Below are 13,900 nucleotides of genomic sequence, written 5' to 3' on the forward strand. Positions count from 1 at the left end.
CGACACCCGGCAACAACGAGGCTGTTTGAAACCGGTTTGACCATGAAGAAGATTGGTTAATGCTTCGTCACCTCAGGGCCTCGAAAGCGCAATCCCATCGTGCCGCGAAAGAGGCGCTCGTCATTTGTCGGGTGCGTTTGTTTCGGCGTCTTTCCTTGTCGCAAACGACGTCAGCGCGGCGAGGAAATCGCCCAGTCCCGGGCGCTTGGCAGCGCTGAAGGGCAGGGGGCGCACCGTCTCCATGGCGGCGATGCCGATGCGCGCCGTCATCATGCCGTTGACGACGCCTTCGCCGAGCTTGGCCGAGAGGCGCGCCGCCAGGCCGTGGCCGACGATCTGTTGGACAAAGCTGTCGCCGACGGCAATCGAGCCGGTGACCGCCAGATGCGCCAGCACACTGCGCGCCAGGCGGAAGAAACCCAGCGTTCCGGGTCGTCCGCCATAGAGTTCCGACAGCCGGCGGATGAGGCGCCCGGCCTCAAAGACGACATAGGCGACGTCGACGAGCGCGCGCGGGCTCACCGCCGTCACCAGCGAGACGCGCTTGGCGGCCTCGAGGACCATCACCTTGGCCCTGGCATCGAGGGGGCCGAGGATTTCCGCTTCCGCCAGGCGTACCAGACTGGCGCCGTCGATGATCTCGCCGCGCAATTCGGCCAGCGCGCGCCGGCCGGCCGCGGTCTCGGGTTTGGCCGCGACAAAGGCCGACAGTTCATCGACCACAGATCGCGCCGCTTTCGGATCGTCACGCGCGATGGCGTCGAGGGCTCGCTTTTGCAGCTTTTCGACCTCGGCGAGCCGGGCGATCGCCAGGGATTCGCGAATCAGGATCACCAGAAGCGCCAGCAACGCTGTCGCCGCCATGCCGGCGGCGAGCCAGCCCAGCCATTCGGCGCGGGCAAAGAGATCGCGTATCAACTGGTCGGTCCACAGGCCGACAGCCAGCGAAACCAGCACGCCGAAGGCGCCAAAGAAGATGCTGCCGAGAACCGAGCGTTTTCGGGGGGCGACCGACGGCGACGGCTCGGCGGCAATAATGTCCGGTTCGTCGAAGACGTCGACCTCCGCCGGGATGACCAGCGCCACATCGGCCTTCACCGAGCGTGGTTTGCGCGACGGTTCGGCCTGGCGGGCTCGTGGCGCGTCTTGTTTCGCCGCGGCTTCCGGCTCGATACGGAATGCCGCCGGTTTGCGGGGCGCTGTCATGCCAAATGGTCTCCGATCAGGAACTGCAGGGCACGGTCGAGCCGGATATGCGGCAGCGACAGCGTGACGCCTTCGGCCGTGCGTTCGAGTTTGGGCGGACGGAACCGGACGAAGCGGATTGCCGGGTCTGTGGAGTCCTGCCTGTGGTCCGGTCCCGAAAGATCGAAAACAGCATCAATTTTTTCCGGTAAATCACCAGGAAATATAGCTGTTTCCGTCTTTCCGTCGAAGGTTTCGCCATTGATCTTCTCGCCGGCGATCGGCGTGCCGATGATAACAGGCAATGTTTCCCGGCCCTGCTTGACGGTGCCTTCGCGGGTCGCGCGCACGGCCGCCATCGCGACCACGTCGACATCGGCGCCGGTGAAATTCGCCCGCGCCACGGCGCGGTCGGCCAGGCGCCGCACGATCGCCTGCAGCCGGTCATGGCTTTCGTGGTGCAGATGATCGGCCTTGGTCGCGGCAACCAGGATGCGGTCGATACGCCGGGAGAAAAGGTCGGTGAGGAAGCTGCCCCGGCCGGGGCGGAAGCAGTTGAGGATCTCGGTGACGGCGCGCTCCAGGTCGGCCATCGCGCCAGGCCCGGCGTTCAGCGCCTGCATCGCGTCGATGAGTACGATCTGGCGGTCCAGACGCGTGATATGCTCGCGGAAGAACGGTTTGACGACATGTGTCTTGTAGGCCTCGTAGCGCCGTTCCATCATGGCATGCAACGACCCGTTGCGCGCGCGCCTGTCGCCGAGGCCGGCCAGCGGCGCGAAAGTCAGCGCGGGCGAGCCTTCAAGGTCGCCCGGCATCAGGAAACGTCCTGGCGGCAAGGTCGAAAGCGCTCGCTCGTCGAGCTTGCATGCCTTGAGATAGGCGGCGAAGCTCTCAGCCAGCCGGCGTGCCGTCATTTCGTCGGCGTCGGCATTCGGGTCGATTTCCGTCGAGATCGCCCGCCAGGCCCGCGACAGGTCCTCGCGCACCGGCAACGTGGCCATTTCGAGGGCTTCTCGCGAAAAATCGGCGAAGGATTTGCCGAGCAGCGGCAGGTCGAGCAGCCATTCGCCGGGGTAATCGACGATGTCGACCGACAGCTTGCCCGACGAGAACATACGGTTCCAGCCGGAGGCCGATTCATATTCGATCGTCAGCCGCAGTTCAGAGATGGCGCGGGTCGAGTCCGGCCAGACGCGATCGTTGACCAGAGCGGCGATGTGGTCCTCGTACTGAAAACGCGGCACGGCGTCGTCGGGCTGCTGTTCGAGGAAGGCGCGCGCGATACGCCCCGATTTCTGCGCCTCGAACAGCGGCAGGCGTCCGCCGTGGATCAGATTGTGGACGAAGGCCGAGATGAAGACGGTCTTGCCCGCGCGGGATAGACCCGTGACACCCAAGCGCAGCGATGGAGAAAAAAGTCCGGTGGCACGTCCCGACAATGTGTCGAGGGCAATTCTTGCCTCGTCGGTGAAGGTGGTCAGCGATGATGCCAAAATATGCTCTCTCGGACTTGCGTCCGCCCGATATAGGCGGTGGAACCCGGCTTTGAAATGGCGCTGGACATCGGCATCAGAGATCGGCCGGTGTCAGGAAGGCTTCGAGATAGCCCGCTCCCTGGGCCGCTTTCGCCAGATTGCCGGGGAAACGGACGACGGCGAGGCCCGAGGTCGGAAAGCCATGATTGAGCATTGCCCGCTCCGTCTCGCCACCATCGCCCGAAACCGCCATGGCGAGATCCTCCGTCATCGGGTTGTGGCCTATGACCAGCAACGAGCCGGATCCGCCATGATCCCGGACGAGCCGGAGATAGCCGGCCGCGTCTTCGCTGTAGAGTGTGTCGAAAAACAGCACCTTGCCCGTGTCCGTCTGACCGGCCAGTCCCTCGAGCGTTTCCCTGGCGCGTTTGGCGTTGGAGCACAGCGTCAGGTCCGGCACATAGGAACGGGATCGCATCGCGGCCCCCATCTTTTCGGCATCGGCGCGGCCGGATGCGTCGAGCGGACGATCGAAATCACGCATGCCCGGCAAGGCCCAGCCGGCCTTGGCGTGTCGCAACAGATAAAGCCTGCTCACTCAACCTCCAATGACGCCCGAAAGCCGAAGTCCTGCCGCGATTAGCCACGAGAAAAGCATCGCGCACAATGGTGCACGTTCTTCGGCGCGGCGAATCACTTGCGGGGGCAAGCGGCGAAGATCGTCCTACTTTCGCCATCGAAACAGATCTATCCCGCTCCGGGGAAGGCTGCGGGCGCACTTTAACAATTGCGTGAGCCGGTGGCTGATTGCGCTTGTGCAGGCGTCTGGCGGCGAATATATAGGCGCCAAATTTGGGGCTGTTTGGGTGAGTCGAATGAACGACATCGTTACCGCCGATTACGTACCCTCCGAAGACGAGCCGTTCATGAACGAACGGCAGAAATCCTACTTCCGCCTAAAGCTCGTCACCTGGAAAAATGACATTTTGCGCGAAGCGCGCGAAACCCTCGAAATCCTGCAGCAGGAAAACGCCAACCATCCCGACCTCGCCGACCGCGCCTCTTCGGAAACCGACCGCGCCATCGAGCTCAGGGCCCGCGACCGTCAGCGGAAGCTCATCTCGAAGATCGATTCGGCACTACAGCGCATCGACGAAGGCACTTATGGCTATTGCGAGGAGACCGGTGAGCCGATCGCGTTGAAGCGGCTCGACGCCCGCCCGATCGCTACCTTGTCGATCGAAGCGCAGGAGCGGCATGAGCGCCGTGAAAAAGTCTATCGCGACGACTGACAGTAGCGCTGCATCGATTTCCAAATGGCCGGTTTTCCGGCCATTTTTGTTCGATGTCGCCGCGCATGCCAAAGCGCGCTTGAACATCGACCGGTTCAATTCACCGGCAGGCCACCCTGGGCGCAAATCATCTCTTCTGGCTTGAGAGTTCGCCCAAAAGCCTCGTCATTTCATCATCGAGCGACGGCGGCGCCTTGGCTGCCGGTTTGGCCGCCGGACCGCCGGACCGTGGTTGGTCCAGCGAAACCTCGAGTTCCTTCATCAGCGTGTCGTCGATGCTGTCCTGCGGCGGCGGTGGCGCGTGCCTGACGGCATTGGCATTGGCGGAGCCGTAGGCGGGCAGCGGCGTGACATTGGTCGACTGATAGATTTGCGCCGCCGGTTTCGCTGCGGGAGCCGGTGGCGGTGCCGCCGGGCGCTGGCGGGCGGGCCCTGCCACCGGCTGCGGAGCGGGTGGTTGTCTGGGAGGCGCGGGAGCGGGCTGCGGCGGCCGCGGCTTCGCGACCGGGGTCCCGGCCGCCGGGACAGGCTGCGGGCCGCCATCCCCGGTCAATGCCGGACGGCGCGGCGCGGCGAGGCGGATGTCGCGTTCGACAACGACGTCGGTCGGGCCGCCGATCAGGAGCAGATGTTCGATGTCGTCGCGTCGCACCAGCACCAGTCGGCGATGGCTGTCGACGGCGGTGGCGTCCATGACTGCGAGCCGCGTCTTGCGGTTGCGGCCACCGGCGACAAACGTCCCGAAGGTCAGGTTGCGCACGAGCCTGACGATGATGAGAACGATGACCAGCAGGATCAGCGCCGCGAAGGTCCACAGGAGTGCCGCCGCATAACCGGGGCCCGCCACGCTATCCAGCCACTGCATTGGTTTCCCCTGATCGGTTTTGGAAAGTGACGCGACACTAGACCGTTGCGACTGGCCACCGCAAGTTGCCTTTCACGCATCGTGAACAGCTTGAAACACAGGGAAGGCCGCTCGACATCATTTTTATCTGACATTTGCCGCCCGGGCCTTTTCCGGACTAGGAGAATATGATTCAACCGGCTAAAGCGCGTCGCGCTGAAACGGATTCATGCGACGCGCTTCAGGTCCTTGTTTTTCATGCGTGACGTTTTCCCAAAACCGAAGTCACTTTTGGGCGACATGCATTAGGGGCGGGTGTCGGAACCTCGGATTTCACGAGCAGGGGGCATATGGCCAAGGAAGCGCGCGGCGATTTCTATCCGGTACCGATCGTCGACCAGAATACGCGACCGGGCGCGGTCACCCGGCTTATCATCTTCATCGTCGTTCTGACGGGCGCGGCCATCGTCTTCGGCCTTTTCCGCGAGCGCCTCGGCGATCCCTTCCTGCTCGGCATGCTCGGCGTGCTGGCGATGATCGGTGTCGGCTTCCTGTTCGCGACCGCGATCGGCTTCGTGCAGATCACACCGCGCTCGACGGGCGACGAACTGTCCAAGGCTTTCGTCGATTCGATGGGCCAAGGCCTGCTGGTCACGGACACCAAGGGTCGCGTCGTCTACGCCAACCGGGCTTATGCCGATATGACCGGGGCCACCTCGGCCGCCGATCTGAAGACCGTCGAAGGATTGCTCTCGGATGTCCCCGAGGCCTCGGTGACCATTTACCGGCTGGCGTCCGGCTTGCGTGACGGGCAGCCGGGCGATGGCGAGTTCAGGCTGGCGCAATCGATCCGGCCCGGCGCTGAACCGGGCGCCCGCTGGTACCGGGCGCGCGCCCGCGCGTTCAGCGTTCCGGGCCAGCGGTTGCCGATGCTGGCCTGGCAACTCGCCGATATTTCGCAGGAGCGGGCCGAGCAGGAGCGTTTCTTCCTCGATCTGCAGAAGGCCATCGATCACCTCGACCACGCGCCGGCCGGTTTCTTTTCGGCCGATCAGGACGGCCGCGTCACCTACATCAACGCCACGCTCGCCGGATGGCTGGGCATCGACCTTGCCAGCTTCACGCCCGGCGCCGTCACCTTGCCCGATATCGTTGCCGGCGACGGCATGGCGCTGGTGCGCTCCGTCAAGGCGGATCCCGGCACGACGCGCAATGCGGTCATCGATCTCGACTTGACGACGATGACCGGCGAGGCGCTGCCAGTGCGCTTCATGCACCGCGTTTCGGCAAGCCGCGAGGGCGTCGGCGGCCCGACGCGCACCATCGTGCTCAACCGTACGCAAGGCGAGGATGCCTCGGCCGATCTGCGCGCTTCGGAAGTGCGCTTCACCCGCTTCTTCAATTCGACGCCGATGGCGATCGCCGGTGTCGATGCCAGCGGACGCATCCTGCGCACCAACGCACCTTTTCTGTCGCTGTTTTCCTCGGTCGTCGATCGCGATGCCGTGGATCGCCGCGTACGGCTCGACACGGTGATCCATGACCGCGACCGGCCGGCCTTTGCCGCGGCGTTCGAGAAAGCCCGGCAGCGGCAGGCCGATATCGAACCGATCGACACCGTGCTGCCCGGCAACGAAGAACGGCACATCCGCTTCTACGTCAATGCCGTCGCCGACGGTACCGGCGGCGAAGGGGCCGAGGAATCGGCCATCGTCTACGCCGTCGAGACGACCGAGCAAAAGGCGCTCGAAGGGCAGATGGCGCAAAGCCAGAAGATGCAGGCCGTCGGCCAGCTCGCCGGTGGCATCGCGCACGACTTCAACAATGTGCTGACCGCCATCATCATGGCGTCGGACCTGCTTTTGACCAATCACCGGCCGTCGGATCCGTCCTTCCCCGACATCATGAACATCAAGCAGAACGCCAACCGGGCCGCCTCGCTGGTCAGGCAGTTGCTGGCCTTCTCGCGCAAGCAGACGCTGCGGCCGGAAGTGCTGAACCTCACCGACGTGCTCGCCGATCTCAGGATGCTGCTTGCCCGGCTGGTCGGCAACGACATCAAGCTCAAGGTCGACCACGGCCGCGACCTGTGGCCGGTCAAGGTCGATATCGGCCAGTTCGAGCAGGTGGTGGTCAACCTGGCGGTCAACGCGCGCGACGCGATGCCGGCGGGAGGCGATCTCACCGTGCGCACACGCAACGTGACCGCCGAGGAGTCCAAGACCTTCCCGTATCGCGAACTCGCGGCCGCCGACTATGTGGTGGTCGAGGTCGAGGACACCGGCTCAGGCATCGCGCCCGACGTGCTGAAGAAGATCTTCGAGCCGTTCTTCACCACCAAGGAGGTCGGCAAGGGTACGGGCCTCGGTCTGTCCATGGTCTACGGCATCATCAAGCAGACCGGCGGTTTCATTTTCTGCGATTCCGAAGTCGGCAAGGGATCGACTTTCCGCATCTTCCTGCCACGTCACATCGCGGAAGCGAAAAAGGCGGCCGAACCCGGTGAAGCACCGGCCGCCGCGGCAGTCAAACTGGCCGATAGCATCAAGGACCTGTCCGGGTCGGCGACGGTACTGCTGGTCGAGGATGAGGACGCCGTGCGCATGGGCGGCATGCGGGCACTGACCTCGCGTGGTTACACCGTCCACGAGGCGTCCTCCGGCGTCGAGGCGCTGGAAGTGTTCGAAGCGCTCGGCGGCAAGGTCGATATCGTCGTTTCCGACGTAGTGATGCCGGAAATGGACGGGCCGACGCTGCTCGGTGAATTGCGCAAACGCCAGCCGGACATCAAGTTCGTCTTCGTCTCCGGCTATGCCGAGGACGCATTCGCCAGAAACCTGCCGGCGGAGGCGCATTTCGGCTTCCTGCCAAAACCGTTCTCGCTCAAGCAACTGGCTACGATCGTCAAGGATGTGCTTGAATCTTAGGTATTTCCAATGCCGCGCCCCTTGCACAACGCGGTAACAACGCCATGATTATTGGCAATATAGCAGGCGGGCTTGGGGGAGCAGCTGTTGACGCCACACATCGAGGCAAGCAAGGGCGACTACGCCGACACGATTTTGTTGCCGGGCGACCCGCAGCGCGCGGAGTGGATGGCCGGCACGTTCCTCGACACGCCGCGTTGTGTCAATCGTCGTCGCGGTGCGCTTGGCTTTACCGGCTCGTTTCGAGGCAGGCCCATCAGCATTCAGGCGACGGGTATCGGTGTTTCATCGTTCCTGATCTATGCGCATGAATTGCTTGATTATTATGGCGCTCGGACACTGATCCGCACCGGTACCTGCGGTGGCCTGAGCGCCGAGGCAAAGCTGCGCAGCCTTGTGATCTCGCAATCGGCACGGCCTGAAGACACTGAGAACGGCCGGGTCTTTGGCCTTTACGAGGCTGATGTCGGCCCGGATCCGGCGCTGCTCGCTTGCGCATTGGCCAAGGCAACCGAACTCGGCATCGACCACCACGCCGGCCTGACAGCCTGCACCGACATATTCTACCATCCCGACCCACGTGCCCGCTATGCCGACGCCAGGGCGCTCGGAGCGCTGGCCGTAGACATGGAAACCAGCGCTCTCTATCGCATCTCGGCGCATTTCGGCGCGAGGGCATTATCGCTGCTGACCGTGGTCGACAATCTGCTCACCGGCGAACAGACCGACTATTCCGAACGCCAGGAGCTTTTCACCGACATGAGCCGCCTGGCGCTCGAAATTGCCACGGAAGCGCGCTAGGCGGCCTCGCGCAACGATCGTTGTTTCATAGCCATCGGCGGCGGCGTGGGTCTTGTCGTAGACGCGTCATCGCCGAGCGCGTTTCGCGCCGCACGCTCCTGAAAGGCAGCCTTGCATCCAGCGCATTGATCGCCGGCGGCAGCTTTGTCGGCTCGTTGTTTGCCGGCGAAACACATGCGGTCGCCGCTCTTTCGACACTCGGCTTTCCCGAGTTGAAGCGTCGCGAATGAAGGGGGAGGATGAAGACGGGGAATTGGCCATGGTGTCGGCCTCTCGAGGTGGATGTGACGGCGCACCGCTGCCTATCCAGTTTCGGCAACATCCAGATGACACGGCAGACGTGCAGACTCCCAAGGCAGCCCCGATGGGAGGCGAAGGCCTACTGATTGCCTCCCTTGGTGCAGGTCGAGGCGGTGAAGGCCCCGTCGGGTTGCTTCATGATGATGTCGAAGGAGGGCGGGTTCTGGCCTTCCAGGGTTGCCTGGGTCATCGAGAGCGCGTTGCCGCCGGCGGTATAGCCGCCGAGCGGGCCCAGCCACGAAATCACACCGTTTGCATCCATCTGATAGTTGTAAGCCTGTTGGGCGGTACCGAAGGTGACGGGGCCTGTGTAGGCGTTTCCCTTGATGGTGATGTCGCCGAGGTTGAGGAACAGGCCGAGCAGATAGACTTCGCAGTGATAAGTGCCATCGGGCATCTTGCCATCGCTGAAATCGGCTCGTGCCGCTCCGGTTGCCGCCGCCACAGACAAAATGCCGATGAATATGCGTGAAATGCCTGATGTCATGACGTCGTCCGTTTGAACGACAAGCTTGCCCTATTTTCGTGCCGCGCCGCAACATTTGTCGTCCGCGACACGTGCGCCAAGGTCAAAATATAGGCACGTGTCAAAAATGAGCTAAAATTAGGCATACGCCTCGTGCGCTGCGCAAATTTCCCTCAATCATTTTTTAACCGGCTCTCTTATCTCTGTTCATTCTAATGTATCAACTAACTGATAACGTTCGGTTAGTTTGCTATTTTCAGCAAGCCGGCAGCGGTTGGCACGGGGGTTGCATCGTAGTGTTGCGGTGCAATCAACCAGCTTGGGAGTCTTCGGTATGAGGGGTAATTTCTCGACAATAACAAAAATGGTCTCGGCGGGCGTGGTCGCCGCCGGTTTGATGATATCCGCTCCGGCCAGGGCTGCCGACGACACGATCAAGGTCGGCATTCTCCATTCGCTGTCGGGCACAATGGCGATTTCGGAGACGACGCTGAAGGACGCCATGCTGATGCTCATCGACGAGCAGAACGCCAAGGGCGGCCTGCTCGGCAAGAAGCTTGAAGCCGTCGTCGTCGATCCGGCTTCCAACTGGCCGCTGTTCGCCGAAAAGGCGCGCGAACTGATCTCCAAGGACAAGGTCGCGGCGGTGTTCGGCTGCTGGACCTCGGTGTCGCGCAAATCGGTGTTGCCGGTGTTCTCCGAGCTCGACAACATCCTGTTCTATCCCGTCCAGTATGAGGGCGAGGAAAGCGAGCGCAACGTGTTCTACACCGGTGCGGCTCCAAACCAGCAGGCCATTCCGGCCGTCGACTATCTGATGAGCAAGGACGGCGGCTCGGTGAAGCGCTGGGTGCTGGAAGGCACCGACTACGTCTATCCGCGTACCACCAACAAGATCCTCGAAGCCTATCTGAAGTCCAAGGGCGTCGCGGCCGAAGACATCATGACCAACTACACGCCGTTCGGTTTTTCCGACTGGCAGACCGAAGTTTCGGCGATCAAGAAGTTCGGTTCGGCCGGCAAGAAGACCGCCGTCGTCTCGACCGTCAATGGCGACGCCAATGTTCCGTTCTACAAGGAACTCGGCAACCAGGGCATCAAGGCCGAAGACATCCCGGTCATGGCCTTCTCGGTGGGTGAGGAAGAACTTGCCGGTCTCGACACCAAGCCGCTGGTCGGCCATCTTGCGGCCTGGAATTATTTCGAGAGCGTCAGCACGCCCGAGAACAAGAAGTTCATTGCCGACTGGCACAAGTTCATCAAGAACAACAAGCGCACCACCAACGACCCGATGGAAGCCCACTATATCGGCTTCAACATGTGGGTGAAGGCGGTTCAAAAGGCCGGCACCACCGATCCGGACAAGGTCATCGATGCCATGGTCGGCGTTTCGGTGCCGAACCTGACCGGCGGCTATTCGACGATGATGCCGAACCATCACATCACCAAGCCGGTGCTGATCGGTGAAATCCAGGCCAATGGCCAATTCGAAACGGTTTCGAAGACACCGGGCCTGGTGATGGGCGACGAATGGTCCGACTACCTGCCCGACTCCAAGGACCTGATTTCCGATTGGCGCGCGCCGCTCAGCTGCGGCAACTTCAACGTCAAAACCGGCAAGTGCGGCGGCAAGGGCACGAACTGATCCTCCCCGGGCTGGACCTTCGGGTCCACGCCCAAGACCGCGCGCGTCCGGACAGTTCCTCCACTGTCCGGACGCCAACTTCAACCTTCAATGGTCACCGAAAGCCGATGAAGATTCTCCACGCGATTGGCCTGACGCTTCTGTTCCTGCTGACGACGCTGTCGTCTTCGGGCGCTGCGGAAGCCGATCTGCGTGCCATCATCGCCAAATTCGCGACAGTAACGGACTTTTCCGAAACAGGAGCTGTCGTTCAAGAGTTGACGGCCACAGGCGATCCGGCTGTCGAACGGCCGCTTGCTGCATTGGCGGACGGCAATCTTTACGTTCGTACGGCCGACTCGATGGTGTTTGTCGGCAAGGAAGGCGACGAAAACGTCCAGCTTTTCGACCCGCTGAGCGGCGAGCCAGCAGGCGAGGCCTCCGAGGACGACATAACCAAGATCAGCGTCAACAACACGTTGCGCCGCACGATCCGCGATGCATTGGGCACGTTGACGCTTGGTTCCAAGGATCCGACGGTCCGCATCGCCGCCGCGGACACCATGTTCAAGACACCGGACGCCGCCAATATCGGCCCGCTCGACGCAGCCATCGCCAGTGAAAGCGTGGCAAGCGTCAAGGCTTTGCTGGAACAGGCGCGTGCCGCTTCCATTCTGGTTTCAGACAAGCCCGACGCAGACAAGCTCGCCGCAATCGCCCTGATCGGTGCGCGCGGCGACCGCGATGCTGTTTCGCTGCTCACCTCGGTCGAGGCCAACGCCTCTGGAGCGGTCAAGGACGCGGCGACGGCTGCGATCGCAAACATCAATTCGACGCTGGCCTTGTGGGATGCCGGCCAGAACATCTGGTATGGGATATCGCTGGGTTCGGTGCTGCTGCTGGCAGCGATCGGGCTTGCGATCACGTTCGGCGTCATGGGCGTCATCAACATGGCACATGGCGAGATGGTGATGCTCGGCGCCTACACGACTTTCGTCGTCCAGCAGGTGATCCGCACGTCCTTTCCCGGCCTCTTTGACTGGTCGCTGGTGATCGCGCTGCCGCTTGCCTTCCTGGTTGCGGCATTCGTCGGTCTCATCATCGAGCGCGGCGTCATCCGCTTTCTTTACGGCCGGCCGCTGGAGACGCTGCTGGCGACCTGGGGCGTATCGCTGATCCTGCAGCAGGCGGTGCGCTCGATCTTCGGACCGACCAACCAGGAGGTCGGCAATCCGTCCTGGATGTCCGGCTCATTCGACGTCGGACAACTGGCCATCACCTGGAACCGGCTGTGGATACTGGTGTTCGCGCTCACGGTGTTCGGCATGTTGCTCTACGTGATGAAGCGCACGCCCTGGGGCCTGCAGATGCGCGCAGTCACCGCCAATCGGCGCATGGCCGCCTCGATGGGCATCAGGACGCCGTGGGTCGACGCGCTGACTTTCGCGCTGGGGTCCGGCATTGCCGGTATTGCAGGCGTCGCGCTCAGCCAGATCGACAATGTTTCGCCCAATCTCGGCCGCGGCTACATCATCGACAGTTTCATGGTCGTCGTCTTCGGCGGTGTCGGCAATCTCTGGGGCACGCTGGTCGGCGCCTTCTCGCTCGGCATTGTCAACAAGGTTCTCGAACCCTATGCCGGCGCCGTGCTCGGCAAGATCGTCGTGCTGGTGCTGATCATCCTTTTCATCCAGAAGCGCCCGCGCGGCCTGTTCGCGCTCAAGGGCAGGGCGGTGGAAGCATGATGTCAGGACGCTTCTTCGCCGCGGGTGCCAACCGCCGCATCGCCATCACCATTTTCGCCCTGCTGGCGGTGGCCGTCATCGTGCCGCTGCTCAACCTGGCTGTTTCGCCAACCAGCGCCTTCTACGTGCCGTCCTACATAGTCGCGCTGACCGGCAAGTATCTCTGCTACGCGCTGCTGGCGCTGTCGCTCGATCTGGTCTGGGGCTATTGCGGCATCCTTTCGCTTGGCCACGGCGCCTTCTTCGCGCTCGGCGGCTATGCGATGGGCATGTATCTGATGCGCCAGATCGGTTCGCGCGGCGTCTATGGCAATCCGATCCTGCCTGATTTCATGGTGTTCCTGAACTACAAGCAATTGCCGTGGTTCTGGACCGGGTTCGACCATTTCTGGTTCGCGGCAATCATGGTGCTGGCGGTGCCCGGCCTGCTTGCCTTCGTCTTCGGCTGGTTCGCCTTCCGCAGCCGCGTCACCGGCGTCTATCTCTCGATCATCACCCAGGCGATGACCTATGCGCTGCTGCTCGCCTTCTTCCGCAATGACATGGGCTTCGGCGGCAACAACGGGCTCACCGATTTCAAGGATATTCTGGGCTTTAACGTGCAGGCCGACGCGACCCGTTCGGCGCTGTTCGCGGCCAGCGCGGTAATGCTCGCGCTCGCCGTTTTCATCACCTGGGCGATCGTCGGCTCCAAATACGGCAAGCTGCTGATGGCCGTGCGCGACGCGGAGAGCCGCACGCGGTTCCTCGGCTGGCGGGCGGAGAACGTGAAACTGTTCGCCTTCACCGTTTCGGCCGTCATGGCAGGCATTGCCGGCGCGCTCTACGTGCCGCAGGTCGGCATCATCAATCCCGGCGAATTCGAACCGTCCAATTCGATCGAGGTGGTGATCTGGGCGGCGGTGGGCGGACGCGGCACCATCGTCGGGCCGATCATCGGCGCGCTGCTCGTCAATGCCGGCAAATCCTGGTTCACCGGTGTGCTGCCGGAATTCTGGCTGTTCGCGCTGGGCGGCCTGTTCGTCGCCGTCACCTTGCTCCTGCCGAAGGGCATAATCGGCATGTGGGACAGTTGGCGCGGCAATGCCAGGGCATTGCGCGTAGCTTCCCTCGCTGACGAAGCCGGCACCGAGGTGAGAGTCGCATCCGCCACCTCGAAGCCTGCTCGATCGCCGGCGAGAAATCCAGGCGAATGGTCCTGGTCTGATCCCGAACCGCAGGCTGCGGAGTAAGCGGCC

11 protein-coding genes are annotated in these 13,900 nt (G+C 62.7%); 6 read left to right on the top strand and 5 right to left on the bottom strand.

Annotated features, from left to right (window positions below; all coding sequences use genetic code 11):
• Positions 1–120: 120 nt before the first annotated feature.
• The 3 genes from EN824_RS06110 to EN824_RS06120 form a co-directional block, all read right to left on the bottom strand.
• Entirely contained in the window at positions 121–1,206 is a 1,086-nt protein-coding gene (locus tag EN824_RS06110; protein WP_135931985.1) for a TIGR01620 family protein, read from the bottom strand.
• Positions 1,203–2,681, bottom strand: a complete 1,479-nt coding sequence (locus EN824_RS06115) for a YcjX family protein (protein WP_135864441.1) — start codon at positions 2,679–2,681, stop codon at positions 1,203–1,205. The genes EN824_RS06110 and EN824_RS06115 overlap by 4 nt, the downstream gene beginning before the upstream one ends.
• Before the next feature lie 76 nt (positions 2,682–2,757).
• On the bottom strand, positions 2,758–3,261 hold the full coding sequence (locus tag EN824_RS06120; protein ID WP_127281061.1) for a histidine phosphatase family protein: 504 nt from the start codon (positions 3,259–3,261) through the stop codon (positions 2,758–2,760).
• 277 nt (positions 3,262–3,538) lie between these two features.
• On the opposite strand from EN824_RS06120, the gene dksA reads away from it, so the two are divergent.
• Positions 3,539–3,955, top strand: a complete 417-nt coding sequence (dksA, locus tag EN824_RS06125; protein WP_006202025.1) for an RNA polymerase-binding protein DksA — start codon at positions 3,539–3,541, stop codon at positions 3,953–3,955.
• A gap of 127 nt (positions 3,956–4,082) precedes the next feature.
• Here the strand turns inward: dksA and EN824_RS06130 are convergent, their stop codons facing one another.
• Entirely contained in the window at positions 4,083–4,820 is a 738-nt protein-coding gene (locus tag EN824_RS06130; protein ID WP_135864443.1) for a flagellar biosynthetic protein FliO, read from the bottom strand.
• Between the two features lie 329 nt (positions 4,821–5,149).
• On the opposite strand from EN824_RS06130, the gene EN824_RS06135 reads away from it, so the two are divergent.
• Both EN824_RS06135 and EN824_RS06140 read left to right on the top strand, forming a co-directional pair.
• The gene (locus tag EN824_RS06135; RefSeq protein ID WP_135864445.1) at positions 5,150–7,726 is read left to right on the top strand and encodes an ATP-binding protein; all 2,577 of its coding nucleotides are present in this window, start codon (positions 5,150–5,152) and stop codon (positions 7,724–7,726) included.
• An 87-nt stretch (positions 7,727–7,813) separates the two neighbouring features.
• Entirely contained in the window at positions 7,814–8,527 is a 714-nt protein-coding gene (locus tag EN824_RS06140; RefSeq protein ID WP_127278244.1) for a DeoD-type purine-nucleoside phosphorylase, read from the top strand.
• Between the two features lie 379 nt (positions 8,528–8,906).
• Here EN824_RS06140 and EN824_RS06150 read toward each other — a convergent pair whose 3' ends face one another.
• Positions 8,907–9,314, bottom strand: coding sequence for a hypothetical protein (locus EN824_RS06150; RefSeq protein ID WP_135931986.1), 408 nt, complete (start codon positions 9,312–9,314; stop codon positions 8,907–8,909).
• Positions 9,315–9,657: 343 nt separating this feature from the next.
• Here EN824_RS06150 and urtA point away from each other — a divergent pair, with 343 nt between their 5' ends.
• The 3 genes from urtA (at position 9,658) to urtC (ending at position 13,894) form a co-directional block, all read left to right on the top strand.
• Positions 9,658–10,938, top strand: coding sequence for an urea ABC transporter substrate-binding protein (gene urtA, locus EN824_RS06155; protein ID WP_245464357.1), 1,281 nt, complete (start codon positions 9,658–9,660; stop codon positions 10,936–10,938).
• A 107-nt stretch (positions 10,939–11,045) separates the two neighbouring features.
• On the top strand, positions 11,046–12,662 hold the full coding sequence (gene urtB / locus EN824_RS06160) for an urea ABC transporter permease subunit UrtB (RefSeq protein WP_127278247.1): 1,617 nt from the start codon (positions 11,046–11,048) through the stop codon (positions 12,660–12,662).
• On the top strand, positions 12,659–13,894 hold the full coding sequence (gene urtC / locus EN824_RS06165) for an urea ABC transporter permease subunit UrtC (protein WP_135864451.1): 1,236 nt from the start codon (positions 12,659–12,661) through the stop codon (positions 13,892–13,894). The genes urtB and urtC overlap by 4 nt, the downstream gene beginning before the upstream one ends.
• Positions 13,895–13,900: the final 6 nt, after the last annotated feature.

This window comes from Mesorhizobium sp. M8A.F.Ca.ET.181.01.1.1 (genome assembly GCF_004792025.1).
GTDB lineage: Bacteria > Pseudomonadota > Alphaproteobacteria > Rhizobiales > Rhizobiaceae > Mesorhizobium.